The following is an 18,409-nucleotide window of genomic DNA, read 5'->3' as shown; positions in this document are numbered from 1 at the left end:
GGTCCCATGACCGCGCTCGACTCATTGCCGCAGGGGGACGTCAGGCTGCTGGAGCACCCGGTGGCGCGGCGGCTGCTCGTCTCCACGGAGCTGGCCCGGGTGGCCTACGTCGCCTCCGACGGCACGCCGCGCGTCTACCCGACGCTGTTCCACTGGACCGGCGAGGAGCTGGTGATGGCGACGTTCGCCGGAGCCGCCAAGATCCCCGCACTGCGGGCCAGGCCCGACGTCGCCATCACCATCGACGTCAACGCCATGCCGCCCGAGGTGCTGCTGATCCGCGGCCGGGCGGAGGTGACGGACGTCGATGGCGTCGTGCCGGAGTACGCACTGGCCCATTACCGCTACTCGGGCCCCGAGCAGGGGGCCAAGATCGTGGCGGAGGCCGACCAGCCGGGCGTCCGGATGGCCCGCATCGCGGTCAGGCCGTCCTGGGTGGGCGTGCTCGACTTCCAGAGCCGACTGCCCGGCCCGCTGGCCGGGAAGGATTGAGGCATGGATCTGCCGACCGACGCACCGGGATGTCGTACGTGCGGCGGATGCTGCTGCCCAGTTTGCGCAGGTCGGCGCCGTAGACGTGCACGGACACCCCGGTCACCGCGCTGGTGTTGCGCACCTGGTGGATGTCGCCGGGCGGCGCGAAGCCGCTGACCTCGCCGGGCCGGTTCTCCGCGTGCCCGATCTCGACGAGGTGGTCGCCCTCGTCACGGTAGAGGGTCTCGTACTCGATGCCGCTGAGGATGCCGAACGTGCACCAGGACACGTGGTCGTGGATCACCGTCTCCTGGCCGGGGCGCCACACGACGGCGGCGATGGAGAAGTCGTCCTGGGCGTGCAGCACGTGGGAGACGTACCCGTCGGGTGAGCCCGCGCGCTCCTGCTCGGTGAGGAGGTCCTCGGCGGGGAGCCGCTCGCGCAGCAGGACGGCCACGGCGTCCGCGGCCTCCTGGAGTCCTGGGCGGCGGGCCGTGATCTCGGCGATGCCGGACACGAGCTCAGCCAGGCCCGGCCTGCGGATGGAAGCGACCGTTTTCATGGCATCTCTCCTCGAAGAACCTCTTTCCTCCTACGGTCCTCTCTCTTCACCGATAGGTCCAACAGAAGTTATTGGGCTTACCCATAGATACGATTGATAGATGCTCGATGTCGTACGGCTCCGCGTCCTGCTCGCCGTGGCGCGCCGGGGCTCGCTCACCGCCGCCGCCAAGGAGTTGCACTACTCCCAGCCGTCGGTCAGTCACCACCTCGCCCGGCTGGAGGCCGAGACCGGGGCCAAGCTGGTCCAGCGTGCCGGGCGCGGCATCCGGCTGACCGAGGCCGGCCGGCTGCTCGCCGACCGGGCGGCGGACATCATCGGCAGGCTCGACGACGCCGCCGAGGAGCTCGCCTCGCACGTCGGGCTGCGCTCCGGGCGGGTGCGGCTGGCGGCCTTCCCCTCGGCGCTGGGCACCTTCGTGCCCAAGACGGCCATGCGGCTGGCCCTGGACCATCCAAATCTGCGGCTGGAGATCACCGAGACCGAGCCGCCCGAGGCGCTCAGGCTGCTGCGAGCGGGGCGGGTGGACGTCGCGGTGATGTTCCGCTACGACGACACCGCACCGGAGGACAACGGCATCCAGATGATCCACCTCCTCGACGACCCCAGCTACCTGATCCAGCCCGCGCAGCCACGGGGCAGGCACCCCGAACCCCAGCATTCCGAACCCCAGCATTCCGAGAGCCGGCCCTCCGAGCCCTCACATCAGGAGCGACCGGGCCGCGTCGGGCATCGGCCGCAATTGGCCGGGCATGCGGAGGCGGCCTGGATCGCCGGGTGTGACCGTTGCCGGCTGCATCTGCTCGACATCTGCGCCAAGGCCGGGTTCGCGCCGCGGATCACCTTCACCAGTGACGACATCGTGGCCGTGCAGGCGCTGGTGGCGGCCGGGATGGGGATCACCGTGCTGCCGGGGCTGGCGCTGCGCGCGCACCGCCACCCCGACGTGTCGGCGGACCTGATCCCCGGCTCCACCAGGCACGTCCACGCCGCCGTCCACGGCGACCCGCCCCACCCGCCGGCCACCCAGGCACTGCTGTCGGCGCTGCGGGAAAGCCTTTGACGCCGCTCGTACGATGAGGCCATGCCGGATCTCACAACGCTCATGCTCTTCTGCGCGGCCACACTCGCCCTGCTGCTCGTGCCGGGGCCCGCGGTGCTGTTCATCGTCACCCGCAGCGTCGCCCAGGGCAGGTCGGCGGGGCTGATCTCGGTGCTCGGCGTGCACGCGGGATCGCTGGTGCACGTGGCCGCCGCCACGCTCGGCATCAGCGCGCTGCTGGCGGCGTCCGCGACGGCCTTCACCGTGGTCAAGTACGCCGGCATCGCCTACCTGGTCTGGCTCGGCGCGCGCAAACTGCTGCGGCGGGGCGGCGGCGACGAGGCAGTGGAGTTGCCCGTGCACTCCCGGCGGCGGATGTTCTGGGAGGGGTTCGTGGTCAACGTGCTCAACCCCAAGACCGCGATCTTCTTCCTGGCCTTCCTGCCGCAGTTCACCGACGCCGCGATCGGGCCCATCGCCCCGCAGATGCTGCTGCTCGGCCTGCTCTGGGTGGTGCTCGGGATGGCCAGCGACGGCACCTACGCGATGCTCGCCGCCACGCTGGCCGGGCGCGTACGCCGCTCGGCGACGGCCCGGCGGCGGCTCGACATCGGCACCGGCCTGGTCTATCTCGGCCTGGCCGCCTGGCTCACAGGCGAGAAGGCCTGACCTGCCGGCCGCCTCCTTGGCTCACGGCTGAGACGGCTTGGCTCTGCCGACCATTTCCTTGGCCCATCTGTAGTCGGCCTTGCCGGCCGGGGAGCGGACCATTTCGGCCACGAAGACGTACGTGCGCGGCACCTTGTAGCCCGACAGCAGGCGCCTGCAGTGCGCGTCCAGGTCGGCGTCGGTGACGCCGGAGCCGGGGCGGGGCTCGACCACGGCCGCCACCCTGCTCCCCCACCGCTCGTCCGGCACGCCGGTCACCACCGCGTCGAAGACGGCGGCGTGACCCTTGAGCACCGCCTCCACCTCCTCGGGGTAGACCTTCTCGCCGCCGGTGTTGATGCACTGCGAGCCCCGGCCGAACACGGTGACCGTGCCGTCCTCCTCGACCCTGGCCAGGTCGCCGGTGAGCAGCCAGCGGGTGCCGTCGTCGGCGGTGACGAAGGTACGGGCGGTCTTGTCCGGGTCGTTGTAGTAGCCGAACGCGATCCGTCCCGACTTGGCCAGCGTGCCCACCTCGCCGGAGCCGGGCTTGACGGGCCGTAACCGCTCGTCGACCACGGCCAGGCCGGAGGTGGCGTTCGGCTGGTAGCGCAGGCCCTTCTCGGGGCTGGATCCGGCCACGCCGGAGGCGGTGTAGCCGGATTCGGTGGAGCCGAAGTTGTCGAGGATCATCACGTTCGGCAGCAGTTCCTGCAGCCGGTCGCGGACCGCGCCCGTCAGGATGGCACCGGTGGAGCTGACCACGATCAGCGACGAGACGTCGTAGGAGCCCCCGGCGAGCGCCTCGGCCAGCGGCCTGGCCATCGCGTCGCCGGTGATGTTCAGGGTGAGCACCCGCTCCCGCTCGATGGTCCGCCACACCTCGTCGGCCTCGAACTTGCGCACGTAGACCATGGTGCCGCCCATCCACCAGGTGATGAACGTGGCCATCTGCGCGGCGCCGTGCATCAGCGGCGGGGCGGCCATCATGGTCAGCGGGCCCGCCTTGACGGCCTCGTCGATCACTTCCTGCGGGGTGGCGCGCGGCTGGCCGTACGGGTTTCCGCCGCCGAAGGCCATGAACAGGTCCTCGGCGTGCCACATGGCGCCCTTGGGCATGCCGGTGGTCCCGCCGGTGTAGATGATGTAGACGTCCTGGCCGGACCGCTTCTCGAAGCCGCGCCCCGGGCTTCCGGCTCGCAGCGCCTCCTCGTACGGCACCGCCCCCGGGACGATCGACGGGCCGCCCACCGCGATCAGGTGGTCGAGCCCCGGGGTCTCCGGCACGACCGCGGCCACCCGCGCGTCGAACTCCACGTCGTAGACCAGCGCCTGGATCTGGGAGTCGCGGTAGAGGTAGAGCAGTTCGGCCTCGACGTAGCGGTAGTTCACGTTGACGGGCACGGCCCGGATCTTCAGCGCGGCGAGCAGGGCGGCGACGTACTCGATGCCGTTGTACAGGTGGATGCCGACGTGATCGCCGGGCCGGATGCCCCGGTCCAGCAGGTAGTGGGCGAGCCGGTCGGCCTCGGCGTCGAGTTCGGCGTACGTACGGCGCTCGCTGTCGCAGATCACGGCCGGCCGCTCCCCGATGGCGTCCGCGAGCCCTTCGAACAGGTCAGCGTGATTGAACTCCATGAGGCGCCATCCCTTTCGTCCAGGGCATACGGGTCAGGGTCTGTCTCGTCCGACGATCCACATCGCGAAGAACTGGGCGCCGCCGCCGTAGGCGTGACCGAGCGCGAGCCGGGCGCCGTCCACCTGGTGCTCGCCCGCCATCCCGCGCACCTGCAGCGCGGCCTCGGCGAACCTGATCAGCCCGGACGCCCCGATCGGGTTGCTCGACAGCACCCCGCCGGAGGCGTTCCACGGGGTGTCGCCATCGAGCGCGGTGGCCCCCGACTCGGTGACCTTCCATCCCTCGCCTTCGGCGACGAACCCCAGGTTCTCCAGCCACATCGGCTCGTACCAGGAGAAGGGGACGTACACCTCGGCCACGTCGATCTGCCGTCGCGGGTCGGTGACGCCCGCCTGCCGGTAGACGTCGGCCGCGCAGTCCTTGCCCGCCTGCGGGTTGACCGTGTCGCGCCCGGCCCGGAAGATCGGCTCCGAGCGCATGGCGGCGCCGTGCACCCAGGCCGGGGTGCCGGTGACGGCCCGCTCCGAGGACAGGACCAGCGCGCAGGCGCCGTCGCTGGACGGGCAGGTCTCCAGGTAGCGGATCGGCTCCCAGAGCATGGGCGTCGACTCGACCATCTTCCGGTCGATGCCGGGGATGCGCAGGTGGGCGTACGGGTTCTTGAGCGCGTTGAGCCGGTCCTTGACCGCCACCAGCGCGCCGATGTGCTCGGGGGCGCCGGTTCTGCGCATGTACTCCCTGATGTGCGGCGCGAAGTAGCCGCCCGCGCCCACCACCAGCGACGAGCTGAACGGCAGGTGCGTCGACAGGGCCCAGGTGGCGTTGGACTCCGACTGTTTCTCGAAGGCCACCACCAGCACCCGATCGTGCACGCCGCCCTGGATGAGCCCGGCGCCGACCAGGGCGGTGGACCCGCCGACGCTGCCCGCGGTGTGCACCCGCATCATCGGCTTGCCCGCCGCGCCGAGCGCGTCGGCCAGGTAAGCCTCGGGCATCATGATGCCCTCGAACAGGTCGGGGGCCTTGCCGATGACGACCGCGTCGATGTCGGCGAAGGTGAGCCCGGCGTCGTCGAGCGCGCGCAGGGCGGCCTCGCGCACCAGGCCGGCGATCGAGACGTCCCGGCGTTTGGACGTGTAGTGCGTCTGCCCGACCCCGATCACGGCGCAGCGTTCGGCCATCATGCCTCCAGGACGGTGACGAGGTTGTGCTGCAGGCAGGGTCCGCCGGCGGCGTGGCCGACGGTGCGCCGGGCGGTGCCGTCGTGGATGCGGCGGGCCGCCTCGCCGATGCGGATGAGGCCGGTGGCCATCACCGGGTTGGCCGCCAGCGGGCCGCCCGACGGGTTGATCACCGTGTCGTCCGGCAGCTCCAGGGCCTGGCGGAGGATCACCTCCTCGTGGGCGAACTGGGCGTGCAGTTCGGCCACCTCGACCGGACCCTTGCCGACTCCCGCGGCCCGGGCGGCGTCGGCCGCCGACGCCGAGCGGGACAGGTCCCGCATCCCCAGATAGTGGGGTTCGATGCGGTGCGCGATGCCGGTGATGTACGCCGGGGTGGCGCACAGCCGCTCGGTCAGGTCCCCGGCCGCCAGCACCACCGCGGCCGCGCCGTCGGTGATCGGCGCGACGTCCGAGGTCTTGAGCGGCTCGACGGCGAACCCGTCCGGGATCTGTTCGGGCAGGTCCAGCGCGAACGGGTTGCGCCTGCCGTCGGCCCGGCTGCGCCGGACGATCTCGTCCAGCTCCTTGCGGTCGGCGCCGGTGGCCGAGGCCTGCAGGGCGGCGAAGGAGAGCCGGTCCAGGCCGAGCGGAGCCAGGTAGTAGGGGTCGAGCTGGAGCGTCATGATCTCGGCCAGGTCGCCGAGCGACGACTTGCCGAAGCCGTACACCAGGGCGGTGTCCACGTCGCCGTGCTGCAGCCGCACCCACGCCTCGTACAGCGCCCACGCGCCGTCCATCTCCACGTGGCTCTCCGAGATCGGCGGCCAGGCGCCGAGCGCGTCGAGCGCGGAGACGAACGAGAACGGCGCGCCGGCCAGGTAGTCGCAGCTCCCCGAGCAGGTGAAGCCGAAGCGGGTCAGCCCGGTGCGCTCCTTGACCTCGTTGATCACCGGCAGGATCAGCTCGACCTCGCCGACGCCGGTGTCGTGTCCGGTGTGCTCGGTCTGCGCGAAGGCGACGACCGCCACCCGTCTCATCGCACCCCTGCTCTCATCGCGCCCCTGCTCATCGCACCTCAGCTCTCATCACAGCTCCACGTCGGGCTCGCCGGTGGGTGCGAACCACCGGATGTTCGCCATGGACAGCGTCCGCTCGCTCTCGGGCAGCCACTCCGCCCGGACGCGCATGCCCTGCCGTACCTCGTGGGCGGGGACGCCGCCCACCAGGCTGATCATGGGCACGTCGCTGCCGTCGAGCAGGATGTACGCCGAGACGAAGGGGACTTCGGGGGCGCGCGGGTCGGGCAGATTGTTGATCGCGAAGGTGGTGATGGTGCCGGTGTCGGGCAGCTCGACCTGTTCGGCCATGGGGATGCCGCATTCGGGGCAGGACAGCCGGTAGGGGACGTACACCTTGGCGCAGCCGCCGCAGCGGCCTCCCACGAAGACGCCGCGCCTGACGCCTTCGAGGAAGACCTGCAGCGCCCCGCCCGCCTGCAGCCGGTACACGGTCCGCACAGGCGAAACGATCGTGGTGACCTCAGCAACGAAGCACGAAATATCGGTTATGTGGCCAGTACGGTCGCCGCGCCAGACCGGCCACACCCGGGTGCCGGCGGCGATCGCCTTGGGGTTGCCCGCGTCCACCGCGTGCACCAGCGTGGTGTCCGCGCCGTCCAGCTCGATCAGCGCCCAGGCGAAGGGCCGGTCCAGCGGATGGGCCGGGCGCGGCTCGGCCACCCAGGCCCAGGCCCGGACCGTCCCGGCCGGCCCCACCTCGACGTACTCGCCGGTCACCGCGTCACCGGTGGCAGGGTCGTACTCAAGGGGCGGGACCAGCACCTTGCCGCCGGCCGTGCGCACGCCCACGATGCGCCCGCCACGCAGCTCGGTCAGGAACCGGCCGATCACCGGCCCGGTGGTGCGCGTGTAGCCGCCGGGGAACTCCAGCACGTGCTCCGCGCTCAGCCCGCCTTCAGATGGCACGATCGCGACCTTCCCAGTAAGGGGCCCGGAGTTTGCGTTTGAGCAGCTTGCCGTTGGGTTCGCGGGGCATCTCCGCGATGAAGTCGATCGTCCGGGGCCACTTCATCTTCGACAGCCGCCCTTCCAGCGAGGCGAGGATCTCCGCGGCGAGCTCCGGGCCGGGCGGCGAGCCGAGGGCCGGCTCCACCACGGCCTTGATCTGCTCGCCCCACTCCTCGTCCGGGATGCCGAACACGGCCACGTCCGCGACCTTGGGGTGGATCATGATCTCGTTCTCGATCTCGGCCGGGTAGATGTTCGCGCCACCGGAGATGATCATGTCGGCCTTGCGGTCGCACAGGAACAGGAACCCGTCCTCGTCCAGGTAACCGATATCGCCGACGGTGAAGTGGTCCTTGAGCCGGTTCGCCGCGGTCTTGGCCGGGTCGCCCTTGTACTCGAAGGTGGCGCCCATCATCTTCATGTAGATCGTCCCGGGGGTGCCCGCGGGGACCGGCTCACCCTCGTCGTCCACGATCAGCAGCTCACTGATCGGCCAGGCGTTGCCGACCGTGCCCGGATGGGACTTCCAGCCTTCGGGCGTGGCCAGGGTGCCCCCGCCCTCGGTGGCCGCGTAGTACTCGTACAGGCAGTCGCCCCACCATTCGAGCATGGCCCACTTGACCGGCACCGGGCAGGGCGCGGCGGCGTGGATCATCCACCTGAGCGAGGAGAGGTCGTAGCTCGCGCGGGTCTTCTCCGGCAGCGACAGCAGGCGCTTGAAGTGGGTCGGGACCAGGTGCGAGTTGGTGATCCGGTGGCGCTCGCTGAGCCTGAGCATCTCCTCGGCGTCCCACCTGTCCATGTAGACCAGGGTGTGTCCCATGTGCAGCGCGGTGCCGCCGAACTGCGTCACGGCCGTGTGGTAGTTGGGCGAGGTGACCAGGTGCGCGTTCGGCCGCCCCGGCGTGATGCCGAACAGGCCCAGCAGGAAGGTCATCAGCTCGGCCGAGTCGTCCGGGTCGAGGCCGTTCAGCGCCCGCTTGACGCCCTTGGGCTTGCCGGTCGTACCGGAGGTGTAGTGCATGGCCGCCCCGGCGGTGCGGTCGGCGGGGGCGGTTTCGGGCCGCCCGTCGGTCAGCTCACCGATCGCCCTGAACCCCGAAAAATCACCATCCGGTACGGCGAAGCGGCGGTCCGGCGCGATGGCCTCGGCGCCCCGGGCCCCCTCTACCGCGTACCTCGGGTGCACGAAGAAGGCCTTGGCCTCGCTGTCCTCCACGATGTAGGCGATCTCCGGGCCGGTCAGGTGCCAGTTGACCGGCGTGTAGTACCACCCGGCCTGGAGGGCGGCCAGGTAGAGCACCAGCCCGTCGGCGCCGTTGGGCACCAGCGCACAGATGCCGTCGCCCGGACGCAGGCCCAGCTCACGCAGGCCGTGCACGAGGCGGTTCGCGCGGGCCAGGAGGTCGCCCGCCCGGTGCTGCGTGCCGTCCGGGTCCACGGCCGCGATCCAGTCCGGATCCGCCTGCGCCAGCCTCCAGAAGCCGAGTGTGCCCAATTGAACTCCTTCACCAGGTGTTCGAGCCCCCGAGCCGCCGGAAGTGAATCATGCGATCGCCGTCCGCCACAAGGCTCCCGGCGGGCTCAGGTGGGGATAAACAAGAACAGGTTCTTGTTTATCCCGGGCAGCGTAACCCGGCGTACACACATGAGCAAGCGCTTGGCTAATGCGGCTGGCGGCAGGTTACGATCACCCCTCCGGCACGCGTTCGATCACGGAGGTCCTCTGTGGAGCTTCTGCCCATCAGCACCCCGCACTGCCGCGTCGAGCGCGACGGCCACGTCGTGATCGTCACCATGAACCGGCCCGAGGCGCGCAACGCGCTCTCCTCCGACATGCTGATCGGCCTGGCCAGTGCCTGGGCGTACGTCTCGGCGGAGCCGGAGGTCAGGGTCGCCATCCTGACGGGCGCGGAGGGCACCTTCTGCGCGGGCGCCGACCTCAAGGCCATGGGGCAGCCCGCCGCGGACCCGGAGGTGCGGGCCCGCGCCGCCCAGATCGCCAACTTCCACTGGAAGGGCCTGCTGCGCGAGGACCTGCCCACCAAGCCGATCATCAGCGCGGTGGAGGGCTACGCGGTGGCCGGCGGCACCGAGCTCCTGGTCGGCACCGACCTGCGGATCGTGGCGGAGTCGGCCACGCTCGGCCTGTTCGAGGCCAAGCGGGGGCTGTTCCCGATGGGCGGCAGCGCTGTGCGGCTGCCCCGGCAGATCCCCTACTGCCACGCCATGGACCTCCTGCTCACCGGCCGCGCCGTCACCGCCGCCGAGGCTCTGTCGATGGGCCTGGTCAACCGCGTCGTCCCCGACGGCCAGGCCCTGGAGGCGGCCCGCGACCTCGCCGCCGACGTGGCCGCCTCCGGCCCGCTCGCCGTCCAGGCCATCCTGCGCACCTACCGCGACACCCTGGGCCTGCCGGAGCCGGCCGCCCTCAAGATCTCGGACGACCTCGGCTGGCCCGTCATCGGCTCGGAAGACGCCAAGGAAGGCACCCGCGCCTTCCGCGAGAAACGCCCCCCGACCTACCAGGGCCACTGACAGCGTCAGTCGTCGGTGAGGTGGTGCAGGCGGTCGAGGGCTTGGGCGTACTCCTCGATCAGGGAGTAGATGACGTCCTTGGTGGAGCGGACCTGGTTGGTGATGCCGATGATCTGGCCGGCCGGGAAGGTGGCCAGCTCGGCGGCGTCCGAGCGGCCGATGCGGCGCAGCGCGTCTGAGACCAGCATGAACTGCATGGGCATCGGCAGGGTGCCCGGCGACTCCTGGGCCTCCCAGGCGTCCGTCCACTCGTTCTTCAGGAGCCGGGCGGGCTTGCCGGTCCAGCTTCTGGAGCGGACCGTGTCGCGGGAGGTGGCCTCCAGGATGCGGCGCTTGGCCATCTCCGGGGTGTCGGCCTCCTCGACGGTCAGCCAGAGGGAGCCGGTCCAGACGCCCTCGGCCCCGAGCGCCATCCCGGCGGCCATCTGGCGGCCGTTGCCGATGCCGCCCGCCGCCAGCACCGGGACGTCAACCGCATCCACGACCTGGGGGATGAGGACCATGGTGGAGATCTCGCCGGTGTGCCCGCCCGCCTCGGTGCCCTGCGCGACCACCAGGTCCACGCCGACCTCCACCTGTTTGAGCGCGTGGCGCGGGGTGGAGGCGAGGGCGGCGACCTTGACGCCGTGCGCGTGGGCCAGGTCGACGACGTCGGCGGGCGGCGGGCCGAGGGCGTTGGCCAGCAGCGCGATCGGGTGCCGGAGCGCGACCTCGACCTGCGGGCGGGCGGTCGCGTCGGTCCAGCCGAGCAGCACCCGCCCGGCGTCGGCGTCCTGCGACAGCGGCGGCACGCCGTGCGCGGCCAGCAGGTCCTCGACGAACGTCCGGTGCCCCTCGGGGATCATCGCCTGCAGGCGGCCGACGAGCTCCTCGGGGGCGAAGTCCGCGCCCTCGTAGGAGGCGGGCATGACGACGTCCACGCCGTAGGGTTTGCCGTCGACGTGGTCGTCGATCCACGCGAGCTCCGTCTCGAGCTCTTCGGGGGTGAAGTAGAGAGCGCCCAGCACGCCCATCCCGCCGGCCCTGCTGACGGCGGCGACCACGTCGCGGCAGTGGCTGAAGGCGAAGATCGGGAGGTCGATTCCGAACATGTCCGTGGCACGGGTCCGCATGGCCCGACGATAAGCCGCCGACCCAGCGAACTGCAACGCGTTCTACTCTAGAATCTTTAGTCGGTACGCTCGATAGAACGTGTTCTAACGCGGCATCCGGCGCCAGAGGGCCCGCGGCAGCAGCCGCAGCACGCCGAACACCGGCCCGAGCGCGCGCGGCACCCACACCTCGGCCGAGGTCCGAGTGCCGTCCCGCAGCGCCCGCACCGTGGCCACCGCCACCTGCCGGGGCGTCGAGGACAGCGGCGCGGGCGTGAGCCCTTCGGTCATCCGCCCGATCACGAAGCCCGGCCGTACGATCAGCACCCTGGCCCCCGAGCCGTGCAGGGCGTCGCCGAGCCCCTGCGCGAACCCGTCCAGCCCGGCCTTGGCGGAGCCGTACACGAAGTTGGCCCTGCGCACCCGCGCGCCCGCGACCGAGGACAGCACCACGAGCGTGCCGTGGCCCTGCGCGCGCAGCACCCTGGCGGCGTGCAGGCCGACGGACACGTGCGCGCCGTAGTTGACCGCGACGGCCGTCATGGCGGCGGCCGGATCGGCGTCGTAGGCGGCCTGCGAGCCGAGCACGCCGAACCCCGAGATCACCACGTCGAGATCGCCCACCAGCCGCACCGCCGCGTCGAAGACCTCCTGGTGCGAGCCGGGATCGAGCGCGTCGAACGGCACGACGTGCACCTCTGCGCCGAGACCGGAGAGCCGGCCCGCCTCAGCCTCAGAGCCCGACCCAGCCTTAGAGCCCGACCCAGCCTCAGCGCCTGGCCCGCTTCCCGCGCCCGGCCCGCCGAGGCCAGGGGCGTCGCGCACGGCCAGCACCACCCGGCTCGCGCCGAGCCGCACCAGCAGCCGGACGATCTCCAGGCCGATCTCGCTGCGGCCGCCGAGCAGGAGCACGGTGTCGACCGCGCCCAGGGAGTTCTTCACAGGCCGAGCCTCCTGGCCAGGTCGGAGCGGAACAGGCCGGCGGGGTCGGCCTCGTCCCTGATCCGCCGCCACCGCTGGAGCGACGGGTACATCTCCGCCATCATGTCGGATCGCATCCGGGAGTCCTTGGCCAGGTAGACCCGCCCGCCGGCGCGCGCGACGAGCTCGTCGAAGCCGCGCAGCAGCTCGCCCAGCCCGCGCTGCCCGGCGGGGACGTCCAGGGCCAGCGTCCAGCCGGGCAGCGGGAACGACAGCAGCCCGCCGGAGCCGGGGCCGAACCTCTTGAGCACGGGCACGAACGACACCGTGCCGCGCGCCGACAGCGTCCCGACGATCCGGCGCAGCGTCTCCTCCGCGCCGAACGGCACCACGAACTGGTACTGCACGAAGCCGCGCGGGCCGTACATCCGGTTCCAGCCCTCGACGGCGTCGAGCGGGTGGAAGAACGGCGCGATGCCCTGCACGACGGTGGCCCGCCGGGGGGCCTTGCGGTACCAGGCCTCGTTGAACGCGCGCACGCTCAGCCCGTTGAGCAGCCCGCCGGGCGCCCGGGCGGGCGCGCGCACGAGCGTGCGCGGCGCGAAGTCCGAGGTGCCCCGCCGGGCGTGGTCGCCCCTGGTGAGCACGCCGCGCCCCAGCCGCCGCCCCCGGGCGAGCAGGTCGATCCAGGCGACGGTGTAGCGGTAGCGGTCGTCGCCGCTCGCCATCGCCGCCATCGTCTCGTCCAGGTCGGCGGTCCGCTCGATGTCCACCAGCATCCGGGAGCTCTCGACGGGCACGCAGTCGAACGTCGCCTCGGCGATCACCCCGGTCAGCCCCATCCCGCCCACGGTGGCCTGGAAGAGCGGATCGGCGGGGCTCAGCGTCCTGACCGTGCCGCCGGCGGTCACCAGGGTGAGCGAGCGGACGTGCGCGCCGAAGGAGGAGTCGCGGTGGTGGTTCTTGCCGTGCACGTCGGCCGCGATGGCGCCGCCGACGGTGACGTGCCTGGTGCCGGGGCTGACGGGGACGAACCAGCCGCGTGGCACCAGCGCCGTCATCAGCTCGTGCAGGCTCACCCCGCCGGAGGCGGTCACCCGGCCGTCGTCGAAGGTCCATTTGTCCAGGCCGGTGCAGTCGAGGACGAGGCCGCCGGAGTTCTGCGCGGCGTCGCCGTACGCTCTGCCGAGGCCGCGCGGCACGACGCCGCGCACCGGCGCGGCGGCGACCAGCTCCGACAGCTCGCCCAGGTCGCGGGGGCGGGCGAGCGTGGCCGGGGTGGGGGCGGTGCGCCCCCACCCGGTGAGGAACGTGGTCACAGTTGTACGCCCAGCCCCACGAACACGACGAGGGCGACGGCGAAGAGCAGCAGCGGCCGGTCGCGCACCGCGAGCTCCTCCGGCTCCTCCCCCATCCCCCGGTCGACCAGCAGGTTGTGCCTGAGCACGAGCAGCAGGAACGGGACGATGCTGAGCGCGTAGAAGACGCCGTCGTGCGCGTTGAGCGCCCACAGGCAGTACGTCACGATCAACGCTCCCGAGCACATGACCCGCACCTGGGCCAGGTAGGCGGGGCTGTAGGCGGCCAGCGTGGCCCGCGTCCCGCCGTCGCCCTGGGCGCGCAGCTCGGCCTCGCGCTTGCCCGCCACCAGCTGCAGCGCGGCCAGGGACACGACCACGAGGAACCAGCCGGTCACCGGCACGTCCACGGCGACGGCCCCCGCGAACGCCCTGACCACGTGACAGGCGGCGACCGCGATCAGCTCGACGACCTCCTGATGCTTCAGCCACAGCGTGTACGACAGCGTCAGCACGAGATAGCCGGCCACGACCGCGGGCGACCTCCAGTCACCGGTGAGCGCGGCCACCGCGGGCGCGAGGAGCATCAGGGCCACCCCGGTCACCCTGGCCAGCCGGACGGAGACCACTCCCGAGGCCACCGCCCGCGTCCGCTTGCGCGGGTGCAGCCGGTCCGCCGCCACGTCGGAGGCGTCGTTCAGCAGGTACGTCCCGCTCGCGGCCAGGCAGAAGGCGGCGAAGACGAGCAGCGCCGCGAGCAGGCTGCGGGGGTCGCCCAGCACCCCGGCGGCCATCGGCGCGGCCAGCACCAGCACGTTCTTCAGCCACTGGCGCGGCCGGGCCGCCTTGATCAGTCCCAGGACGGGCCCCAGGACGGACACGGCCACCGACGGCGGCCGCGCCACGGTCCCGTTCTGGCTCATGCGACCTTACGCCGGAACATCCAGACGCCCACGACGAGCATGACCACGCCCACGATCAGCAGGACGAGCGGGATGGTGGTCCTGATCAGGGTGACCTGGCTCCTGCCGTCGATCGCGCTGTCGACCAGCTCCTGGACGGTCTTGTCGGTCATCTTGGCGTCGGCGACGAAGGCCTTGGCCCGCTCGGTGCCGTCCTGGCTCTTCAGCACCTCGTGGCGCTGCTGCTCCTGGCGGACCGGCGCGCCGGTGACCGGCTCGACCCAGTAGGTGTTCGTACCCGAATAGAACCGATCGAGCTGCACGTCGCCCGACTCACCCATGTCGAAGAGCGCGGCCGGCACGTTGCGGGTCTCGGTCTTGGTCTCCGGCACGACCTGCTCGAACTTGTAGACGTCGAGGCCGTTGACCTTGTCCTCGCCGACGAACCTGGCCTCCAGGGCCTTGCCGGCCGTGGAGTTGAAGACCAGGTAGGTGCGCTTCTCCATGTCGAAGGGGAACTTGTAGATCTGCCCCTGGAGCTGGACCGGCTCCTTGTCGACGCTGACTCCGCAGCAGTTGAGACCGACTCCGGTGCGCTTGTCGAAGGCGCTGCGCCGCTCGCTGAAGCTGATCCCCGGCTTGCTGTTGGTGACGTCGTTCACCGAGGTGAACTCGTCCCACACCACCCGGTCGCCCACGGCCTCCTTGACGTCGCCGCGGGTGGTGACGGTGATGTCGAGGTCGGCCGTCAGCACCTTGCCGTCGGGGACGCTGAAGTACTGGGCGCCGGTGGCTTCGAGCTTGCTGATCAAGTAGTAGTCCGCTTTGGCGGCGATGAGCGCCGGCGCCACCTGGAAGCGCACTAGAGGGGCCAGCACGATGAGAAAGGCCCCGACGGCGATGAGAACGCTTCCAACGACCCGGTTCATGGACCCTCCATGTGCAGGTGCACGGATGCCTTTTGGGTGATTAAGTACTGAAACGGAGTTCTACTTGCCGGTATGTTATTGCGGCCAGTGACCAACGTCACCAGGGATGCGGAAACGTGACCGAAACAGGTTCTACCTTGTCGGGGAGTCAGGTCGTCAGCGACCGCCAGACCTCTCTCGACGGCGTTCGCGCCATCGCGGCCTTCGCGGTCCTCGTCTTCCACGTCGCCATGGAAGCCGGCACCGCGCTGGAGCCCGGCTTTCTGGGCGCGCTGCTGTCGCGGGGCGAGATCGGCGTGCCCATCTTCTTCACGCTGTCCGGCCTGCTGCTCTACCGCCCCTGGGCGGCGGCCCTGCTGACCGGCTCGCCGGCCCCCGACGTCGGCCGGTACCTGTGGAAGCGGTTCTTCCGGATCATCCCCGCCTACTGGCTGGTGGTGGCGGTGGCGCTGGTCCTGTGGGGCGAGGCGTACCGCGAGGACCTGTGGACGTGGGCGCAGATGCTGCTCCTGGTGCACACCTACGACGTGAGCCCGTGGTGGTTCGGCCTCGGCCCCAAGGGACTCGGCCAGATGTGGAGCCTCGCCGTCGAGCTCACCTTCTACCTCACGCTGCCGCTGATGGCGGCCGCGCTGCGGGCCTTCGCCCTGCGCGCGGGGCCGGACGTCGCGGCCCGGGCCAAGCGGCTGCTCCTCGGGCTGGCGATCTTCGGAGCGCTCTCGTACGTCTACACGATCTTCGAGTACTGGCCGGAGTACCGGCCGTGGATGAACGTGTGGCTGCCGCGCTCGTGGACGTTCTTCGTGCCGGGGATGGCGCTGGCGGTGCTGACCGTGTGGGCCGGGGCGCGACCGGGCAGGGCCCGCCGCCTGAGCGTCGCCCTCGCGTCCTCCTGGGGGTCGCTGTGGCTCATCGCCGGACTGGCCTACGCCATCGCCGCCACCCCGGTCACCGGGCCGCGGTTCGTCGGGCTGGGCGGCATCTGGACCGCGTTCTACGAGCAGGCGCTCTACACGCTGATCGCCTTCTGCCTCGTCGCGCCCGCCGCCGTGGAGCCGGTCGCGCAAGTGCGCCGGATGCTCGGCGGGCGGGTGATGAGCTATCTGGGCCAGATCTCCTACGGCGTCTTCCTCTGGCAGTTCGTGGTCATCTATCTCTGGTACGACTTCACCGGCCAGCAGCCGTGGAGCGGCAACCTGCTCTTCAACCTGGCGGCCATCACCGCACTCACCGTGTTGTTGTCCCATTTCACCTACCGCTATCTCGAAGAGCCCGCCAGACGCCTGATCCGCTTCGTCCCTCACCGGGTCGGGGGCGCCGGGCCCGGCTCGCCGAAGGCCACCGCCTTGAGGCAGAAGCCCTGACCCTGCTCACCGGCCGCGGTGACGCGCAGCCCCTTGCCCAGCCCGTCGTGCGGGACATAGTGCAGCGCCCCCAGGGCGGACGTCGCGGGCAGGGTGGCCGCCCGCTGCGTGCCGCCCACGTCCACCACGACCTGCACCGAGCGCGGGCTGAAGTAGGCCAGGGCCACCACCGTGCTCGGATCGCCGAAGGACTCCACGGGGAACGCCTTGTCCGCCGGGTAGCAGTCGTCGCCCTTGACCCCGTCGAAGAACGGGGTGACCTGCCCGACGGGCACCAGCTTGCCCGCGTCGTCGAAGACGTACGGCCTGGCCGAGGGGCCGGGATGGCGCATCCGCTGCCTGAGGTGCGGGGCGGCGAGCGGCGCCAGCACGTGGGAGGTGAGCCGGCGCGCGCCGTTCCAGGGCAGCACGATGTGCGCCGGCACGGGCCGCGCGTAGATGTCGGCGTCGGGCGCCGCCAGGGCCAGTGACTCCCGCGCCGCCTGTAGGTAGGGCCTGATCCGGTCGCCGGTGAGCGTGTCGCCGAAGCCATTGATCGACACCAGCGAGGCGGCCAGGAACACGGCGGCCAGCACGCCACAGACCGGCGTCATCCAGCCAGGCACAGGCCGACGCCGGTCATCGACCCCGCCGTCACCCCCGCTGCCGACCTCGCCGTCGCCCCTGCCGGCGGCCCCGCTGTCGCCTCTGCCGTCGACCGGCAGCGCCGCGAGCGCCAGGCACAGGGCGAAGACGAGTGCGGCGTCGGCGACGTAGCGGGTCTCGGCGCCGATCAGGTCCCACTGCGTCGCCCGCGCGATCACGGTCGGCACCGTGTCCGCCGCGACGACGTAGGCCACCAGGATCGCCCACGCCCGCCAGGCCCGCCTGCGGTACAGGCAGGTCACCAGCACCAGCAGCGTGATCACCGTCCAGGAGACGATCACCGTGACCGTGGTGGGATCGGCCAGCCCGCCGGTGGAGGTGACACCGCCCCACCGCAGCGGCCCGCCGACGACGCCCGTCGGGAAGGTCTCCCCCAGCAGCCTCCGGACCAGGCCGGGCACCACCTCCGCCTTCGGGCCGGTGAGCGCGTCGTCCCCGGTGCCGCGCCGCAGCAGGTAGAGCACGGCGTACCCGGCCAGAAGCAGGCCGTGCGCCCACCAGACGGGCTTGCGCAGCTCGGCCAGGATGGCGCGCGGCCAGTGCCCCCGGCCCAGGTAGGCGCTGGTGACGCCGAACACCACGAAGAGGATGAACACTCCCTTGGTGGAGAAGGCCATCCCGACGGCGGCCCAGGCCAGGCCGTGCCATCGCCCCTTGCCCGTCTGGACGTACCTGAGGTGCGCCGCCAGGGCCGCGACCAGCGCTAGCTGGAGCGGCACCGCGTTGAGCGCGGCCGACCACCAGCTCATCGCGGGCACGGTGAGCGGCGCGAAGACGTAGACGGCCAGTACGGCGAGCACCCCGAACCGGTCGCCGAACAGGCGGCGCAGCAGCACCAGGAACATGATCGAGGCCGCCGCCTGCAGCGCGATCGTCACCGCCGAGACCAGCGCCCAGCTGTACGGCGCGATCGTGGTGAGCACCCAGACCAGGGCGAGCGCGCCGGGCATGAGGTGGCCCTTGTGCACCCGGGTCAGGTAGTCCCAGGTGAGCCCGCTCTCGCCGGCGCCCGCGACGAACAGGAAGTCGTCCTCGACGAAGTAGGCCTTGCTCAGCACGCCGGCCTTGAAGGCCAGCGAGACCAGGATGAGCAGCAGGCCGACGCCCGTGACCGGGCCCCTGCCCAGCGCGGGCAGCCTGATCTGCAACGGCTCAGCCATCGACGT

General features: G+C 71.5%; 17 protein-coding genes. 5 read left to right on the top strand and 12 right to left on the bottom strand.

The window, feature by feature from the left end:
- Positions 1-6 precede the first annotated feature (6 nt).
- Positions 7-492 carry a pyridoxamine 5'-phosphate oxidase family protein gene (locus OHA68_RS21090; RefSeq protein ID WP_189138727.1) on the top strand — a complete coding sequence of 162 codons (486 nt, stop codon included), beginning with the start codon at positions 7-9 and terminating at the stop codon, positions 490-492.
- Here the strand turns inward: OHA68_RS21090 and OHA68_RS21085 are convergent.
- Positions 422-1,036, bottom strand: a complete 615-nt coding sequence (locus tag OHA68_RS21085) for a cysteine dioxygenase family protein (RefSeq protein ID WP_327109154.1) — start codon at positions 1,034-1,036, stop codon at positions 422-424. The two genes, OHA68_RS21090 and OHA68_RS21085, sit on opposite strands and share 71 nt — an antisense overlap.
- Positions 1,037-1,136: 100 nt before the next feature.
- On the opposite strand from OHA68_RS21085, the gene OHA68_RS21080 reads away from it, so the two are divergent.
- Together OHA68_RS21080 and OHA68_RS21075 are read left to right on the top strand one after the other, a co-directional pair.
- Positions 1,137-2,099, top strand: coding sequence for a LysR family transcriptional regulator (locus tag OHA68_RS21080; RefSeq protein ID WP_327109153.1), 963 nt, complete (start codon positions 1,137-1,139; stop codon positions 2,097-2,099).
- Between the two features lie 21 nt (positions 2,100-2,120).
- Positions 2,121-2,747, top strand: coding sequence for a LysE family translocator (locus OHA68_RS21075; protein ID WP_327109152.1), 627 nt, complete (start codon positions 2,121-2,123; stop codon positions 2,745-2,747).
- Positions 2,748-2,768: 21 nt separating this feature from the next.
- Here the strand turns inward: OHA68_RS21075 and OHA68_RS21070 are convergent, their stop codons facing one another.
- Genes OHA68_RS21070 through OHA68_RS21050 form a run of 5 tightly spaced genes read right to left on the bottom strand, consistent with a single transcriptional unit; the run spans position 2,769 to position 9,053 of the window.
- A complete protein-coding gene (locus tag OHA68_RS21070) occupies positions 2,769-4,364 on the bottom strand; it encodes an acyl-CoA synthetase (RefSeq protein WP_327109151.1) in 1,596 nt (531 codons plus the stop codon).
- Between the two features lie 33 nt (positions 4,365-4,397).
- Entirely contained in the window at positions 4,398-5,546 is a 1,149-nt protein-coding gene (locus OHA68_RS21065; RefSeq protein ID WP_327109536.1) for a thiolase domain-containing protein, read from the bottom strand.
- The gene (locus OHA68_RS21060; RefSeq protein WP_327109150.1) at positions 5,546-6,565 is read right to left on the bottom strand and encodes a lipid-transfer protein; all 1,020 of its coding nucleotides are present in this window, start codon (positions 6,563-6,565) and stop codon (positions 5,546-5,548) included. The genes OHA68_RS21065 and OHA68_RS21060 overlap by 1 nt, the downstream gene beginning before the upstream one ends.
- A 48-nt stretch (positions 6,566-6,613) precedes the next feature.
- The gene (locus OHA68_RS21055; protein ID WP_225276958.1) at positions 6,614-7,513 is read right to left on the bottom strand and encodes a Zn-ribbon domain-containing OB-fold protein; all 900 of its coding nucleotides are present in this window, start codon (positions 7,511-7,513) and stop codon (positions 6,614-6,616) included.
- Positions 7,503-9,053 carry an acyl-CoA synthetase gene (locus tag OHA68_RS21050; protein ID WP_327109149.1) on the bottom strand — a complete coding sequence of 517 codons (1,551 nt, stop codon included), beginning with the start codon at positions 9,051-9,053 and terminating at the stop codon, positions 7,503-7,505. The genes OHA68_RS21055 and OHA68_RS21050 overlap by 11 nt, the downstream gene beginning before the upstream one ends.
- Before the next feature lie 230 nt (positions 9,054-9,283).
- On the opposite strand from OHA68_RS21050, the gene OHA68_RS21045 reads away from it, so the two are divergent.
- Positions 9,284-10,093 carry a crotonase/enoyl-CoA hydratase family protein gene (locus OHA68_RS21045; protein WP_327109148.1) on the top strand — a complete coding sequence of 270 codons (810 nt, stop codon included), beginning with the start codon at positions 9,284-9,286 and terminating at the stop codon, positions 10,091-10,093.
- Positions 10,094-10,098: 5 nt separating this feature from the next.
- On the opposite strand, the gene OHA68_RS21040 is transcribed toward OHA68_RS21045, so the two are convergent.
- The 5 genes from OHA68_RS21040 to OHA68_RS21020 all read right to left on the bottom strand — a co-directional run bounded on the left by OHA68_RS21040 (position 10,099) and on the right by OHA68_RS21020 (position 15,234).
- The gene (locus OHA68_RS21040) at positions 10,099-11,205 is read right to left on the bottom strand and encodes an NAD(P)H-dependent flavin oxidoreductase (protein WP_327109147.1); all 1,107 of its coding nucleotides are present in this window, start codon (positions 11,203-11,205) and stop codon (positions 10,099-10,101) included.
- Between the two features lie 84 nt (positions 11,206-11,289).
- Complete coding sequence (locus OHA68_RS21035; protein WP_327109145.1) at positions 11,290-12,126, bottom strand: SDR family NAD(P)-dependent oxidoreductase; 837 nt, start codon at positions 12,124-12,126, stop codon at positions 11,290-11,292.
- Positions 12,123-13,424, bottom strand: coding sequence for an FAD-binding oxidoreductase (locus tag OHA68_RS21030; protein WP_189138737.1), 1,302 nt, complete (start codon positions 13,422-13,424; stop codon positions 12,123-12,125). The genes OHA68_RS21035 and OHA68_RS21030 overlap by 4 nt, the downstream gene beginning before the upstream one ends.
- Positions 13,421-14,326, bottom strand: a complete 906-nt coding sequence (locus tag OHA68_RS21025; protein WP_327109144.1) for a decaprenyl-phosphate phosphoribosyltransferase — start codon at positions 14,324-14,326, stop codon at positions 13,421-13,423. The genes OHA68_RS21030 and OHA68_RS21025 overlap by 4 nt, the downstream gene beginning before the upstream one ends.
- Positions 14,323-15,234 (bottom strand): DUF3068 domain-containing protein, encoded by a 912-nt coding sequence (locus OHA68_RS21020; protein ID WP_327109143.1) that lies wholly within the window; start codon positions 15,232-15,234, stop codon positions 14,323-14,325. The genes OHA68_RS21025 and OHA68_RS21020 overlap by 4 nt, the downstream gene beginning before the upstream one ends.
- A 116-nt stretch (positions 15,235-15,350) precedes the next feature.
- On the opposite strand from OHA68_RS21020, the gene OHA68_RS21015 reads away from it, so the two are divergent.
- On the top strand, positions 15,351-16,598 hold the full coding sequence (locus OHA68_RS21015; protein WP_327109142.1) for an acyltransferase family protein: 1,248 nt from the start codon (positions 15,351-15,353) through the stop codon (positions 16,596-16,598).
- Here OHA68_RS21015 and OHA68_RS21010 read toward each other — a convergent pair.
- Entirely contained in the window at positions 16,535-18,403 is a 1,869-nt protein-coding gene (locus OHA68_RS21010; protein WP_327109141.1) for a hypothetical protein, read from the bottom strand. The genes OHA68_RS21015 and OHA68_RS21010 overlap by 64 nt on opposite strands.
- Between the last annotated feature and the right edge of the window lie 6 nt (positions 18,404-18,409).

Source organism: Nonomuraea glycinis (assembly GCF_035920485.1).
GTDB lineage: Bacteria > Actinomycetota > Actinomycetes > Streptosporangiales > Streptosporangiaceae > Nonomuraea > Nonomuraea glycinis.
This window is presented reverse-complemented; position numbering and strand designations above follow the sequence as displayed.

Coding starts and splice junctions, on each gene's coding strand:
- OHA68_RS21090 (WP_189138727.1), top strand. CDS start 7: ATGACCGCGCTCGACTCATTGCCGCAGGGGGACGTCAGGCTGCTGGAG.
- OHA68_RS21085 (WP_327109154.1), bottom strand. CDS start 1,036: ATGAAAACGGTCGCTTCCATCCGCAGGCCGGGCCTGGCTGAGCTCGTG.
- OHA68_RS21080 (WP_327109153.1), top strand. CDS start 1,137: ATGCTCGATGTCGTACGGCTCCGCGTCCTGCTCGCCGTGGCGCGCCGG.
- OHA68_RS21075 (WP_327109152.1), top strand. CDS start 2,121: ATGCCGGATCTCACAACGCTCATGCTCTTCTGCGCGGCCACACTCGCC.
- OHA68_RS21070 (WP_327109151.1), bottom strand. CDS start 4,364: ATGGAGTTCAATCACGCTGACCTGTTCGAAGGGCTCGCGGACGCCATC.
- OHA68_RS21065 (WP_327109536.1), bottom strand. CDS start 5,546: ATGGCCGAACGCTGCGCCGTGATCGGGGTCGGGCAGACGCACTACACG.
- OHA68_RS21060 (WP_327109150.1), bottom strand. CDS start 6,565: ATGAGACGGGTGGCGGTCGTCGCCTTCGCGCAGACCGAGCACACCGGA.
- OHA68_RS21040 (WP_327109147.1), bottom strand. CDS start 11,205: ATGCGGACCCGTGCCACGGACATGTTCGGAATCGACCTCCCGATCTTC.
- OHA68_RS21025 (WP_327109144.1), bottom strand. CDS start 14,326: ATGAGCCAGAACGGGACCGTGGCGCGGCCGCCGTCGGTGGCCGTGTCC.
- OHA68_RS21020 (WP_327109143.1), bottom strand. CDS start 15,234: ATGAACCGGGTCGTTGGAAGCGTTCTCATCGCCGTCGGGGCCTTTCTC.
- OHA68_RS21010 (WP_327109141.1), bottom strand. CDS start 18,403: ATGGCTGAGCCGTTGCAGATCAGGCTGCCCGCGCTGGGCAGGGGCCCG.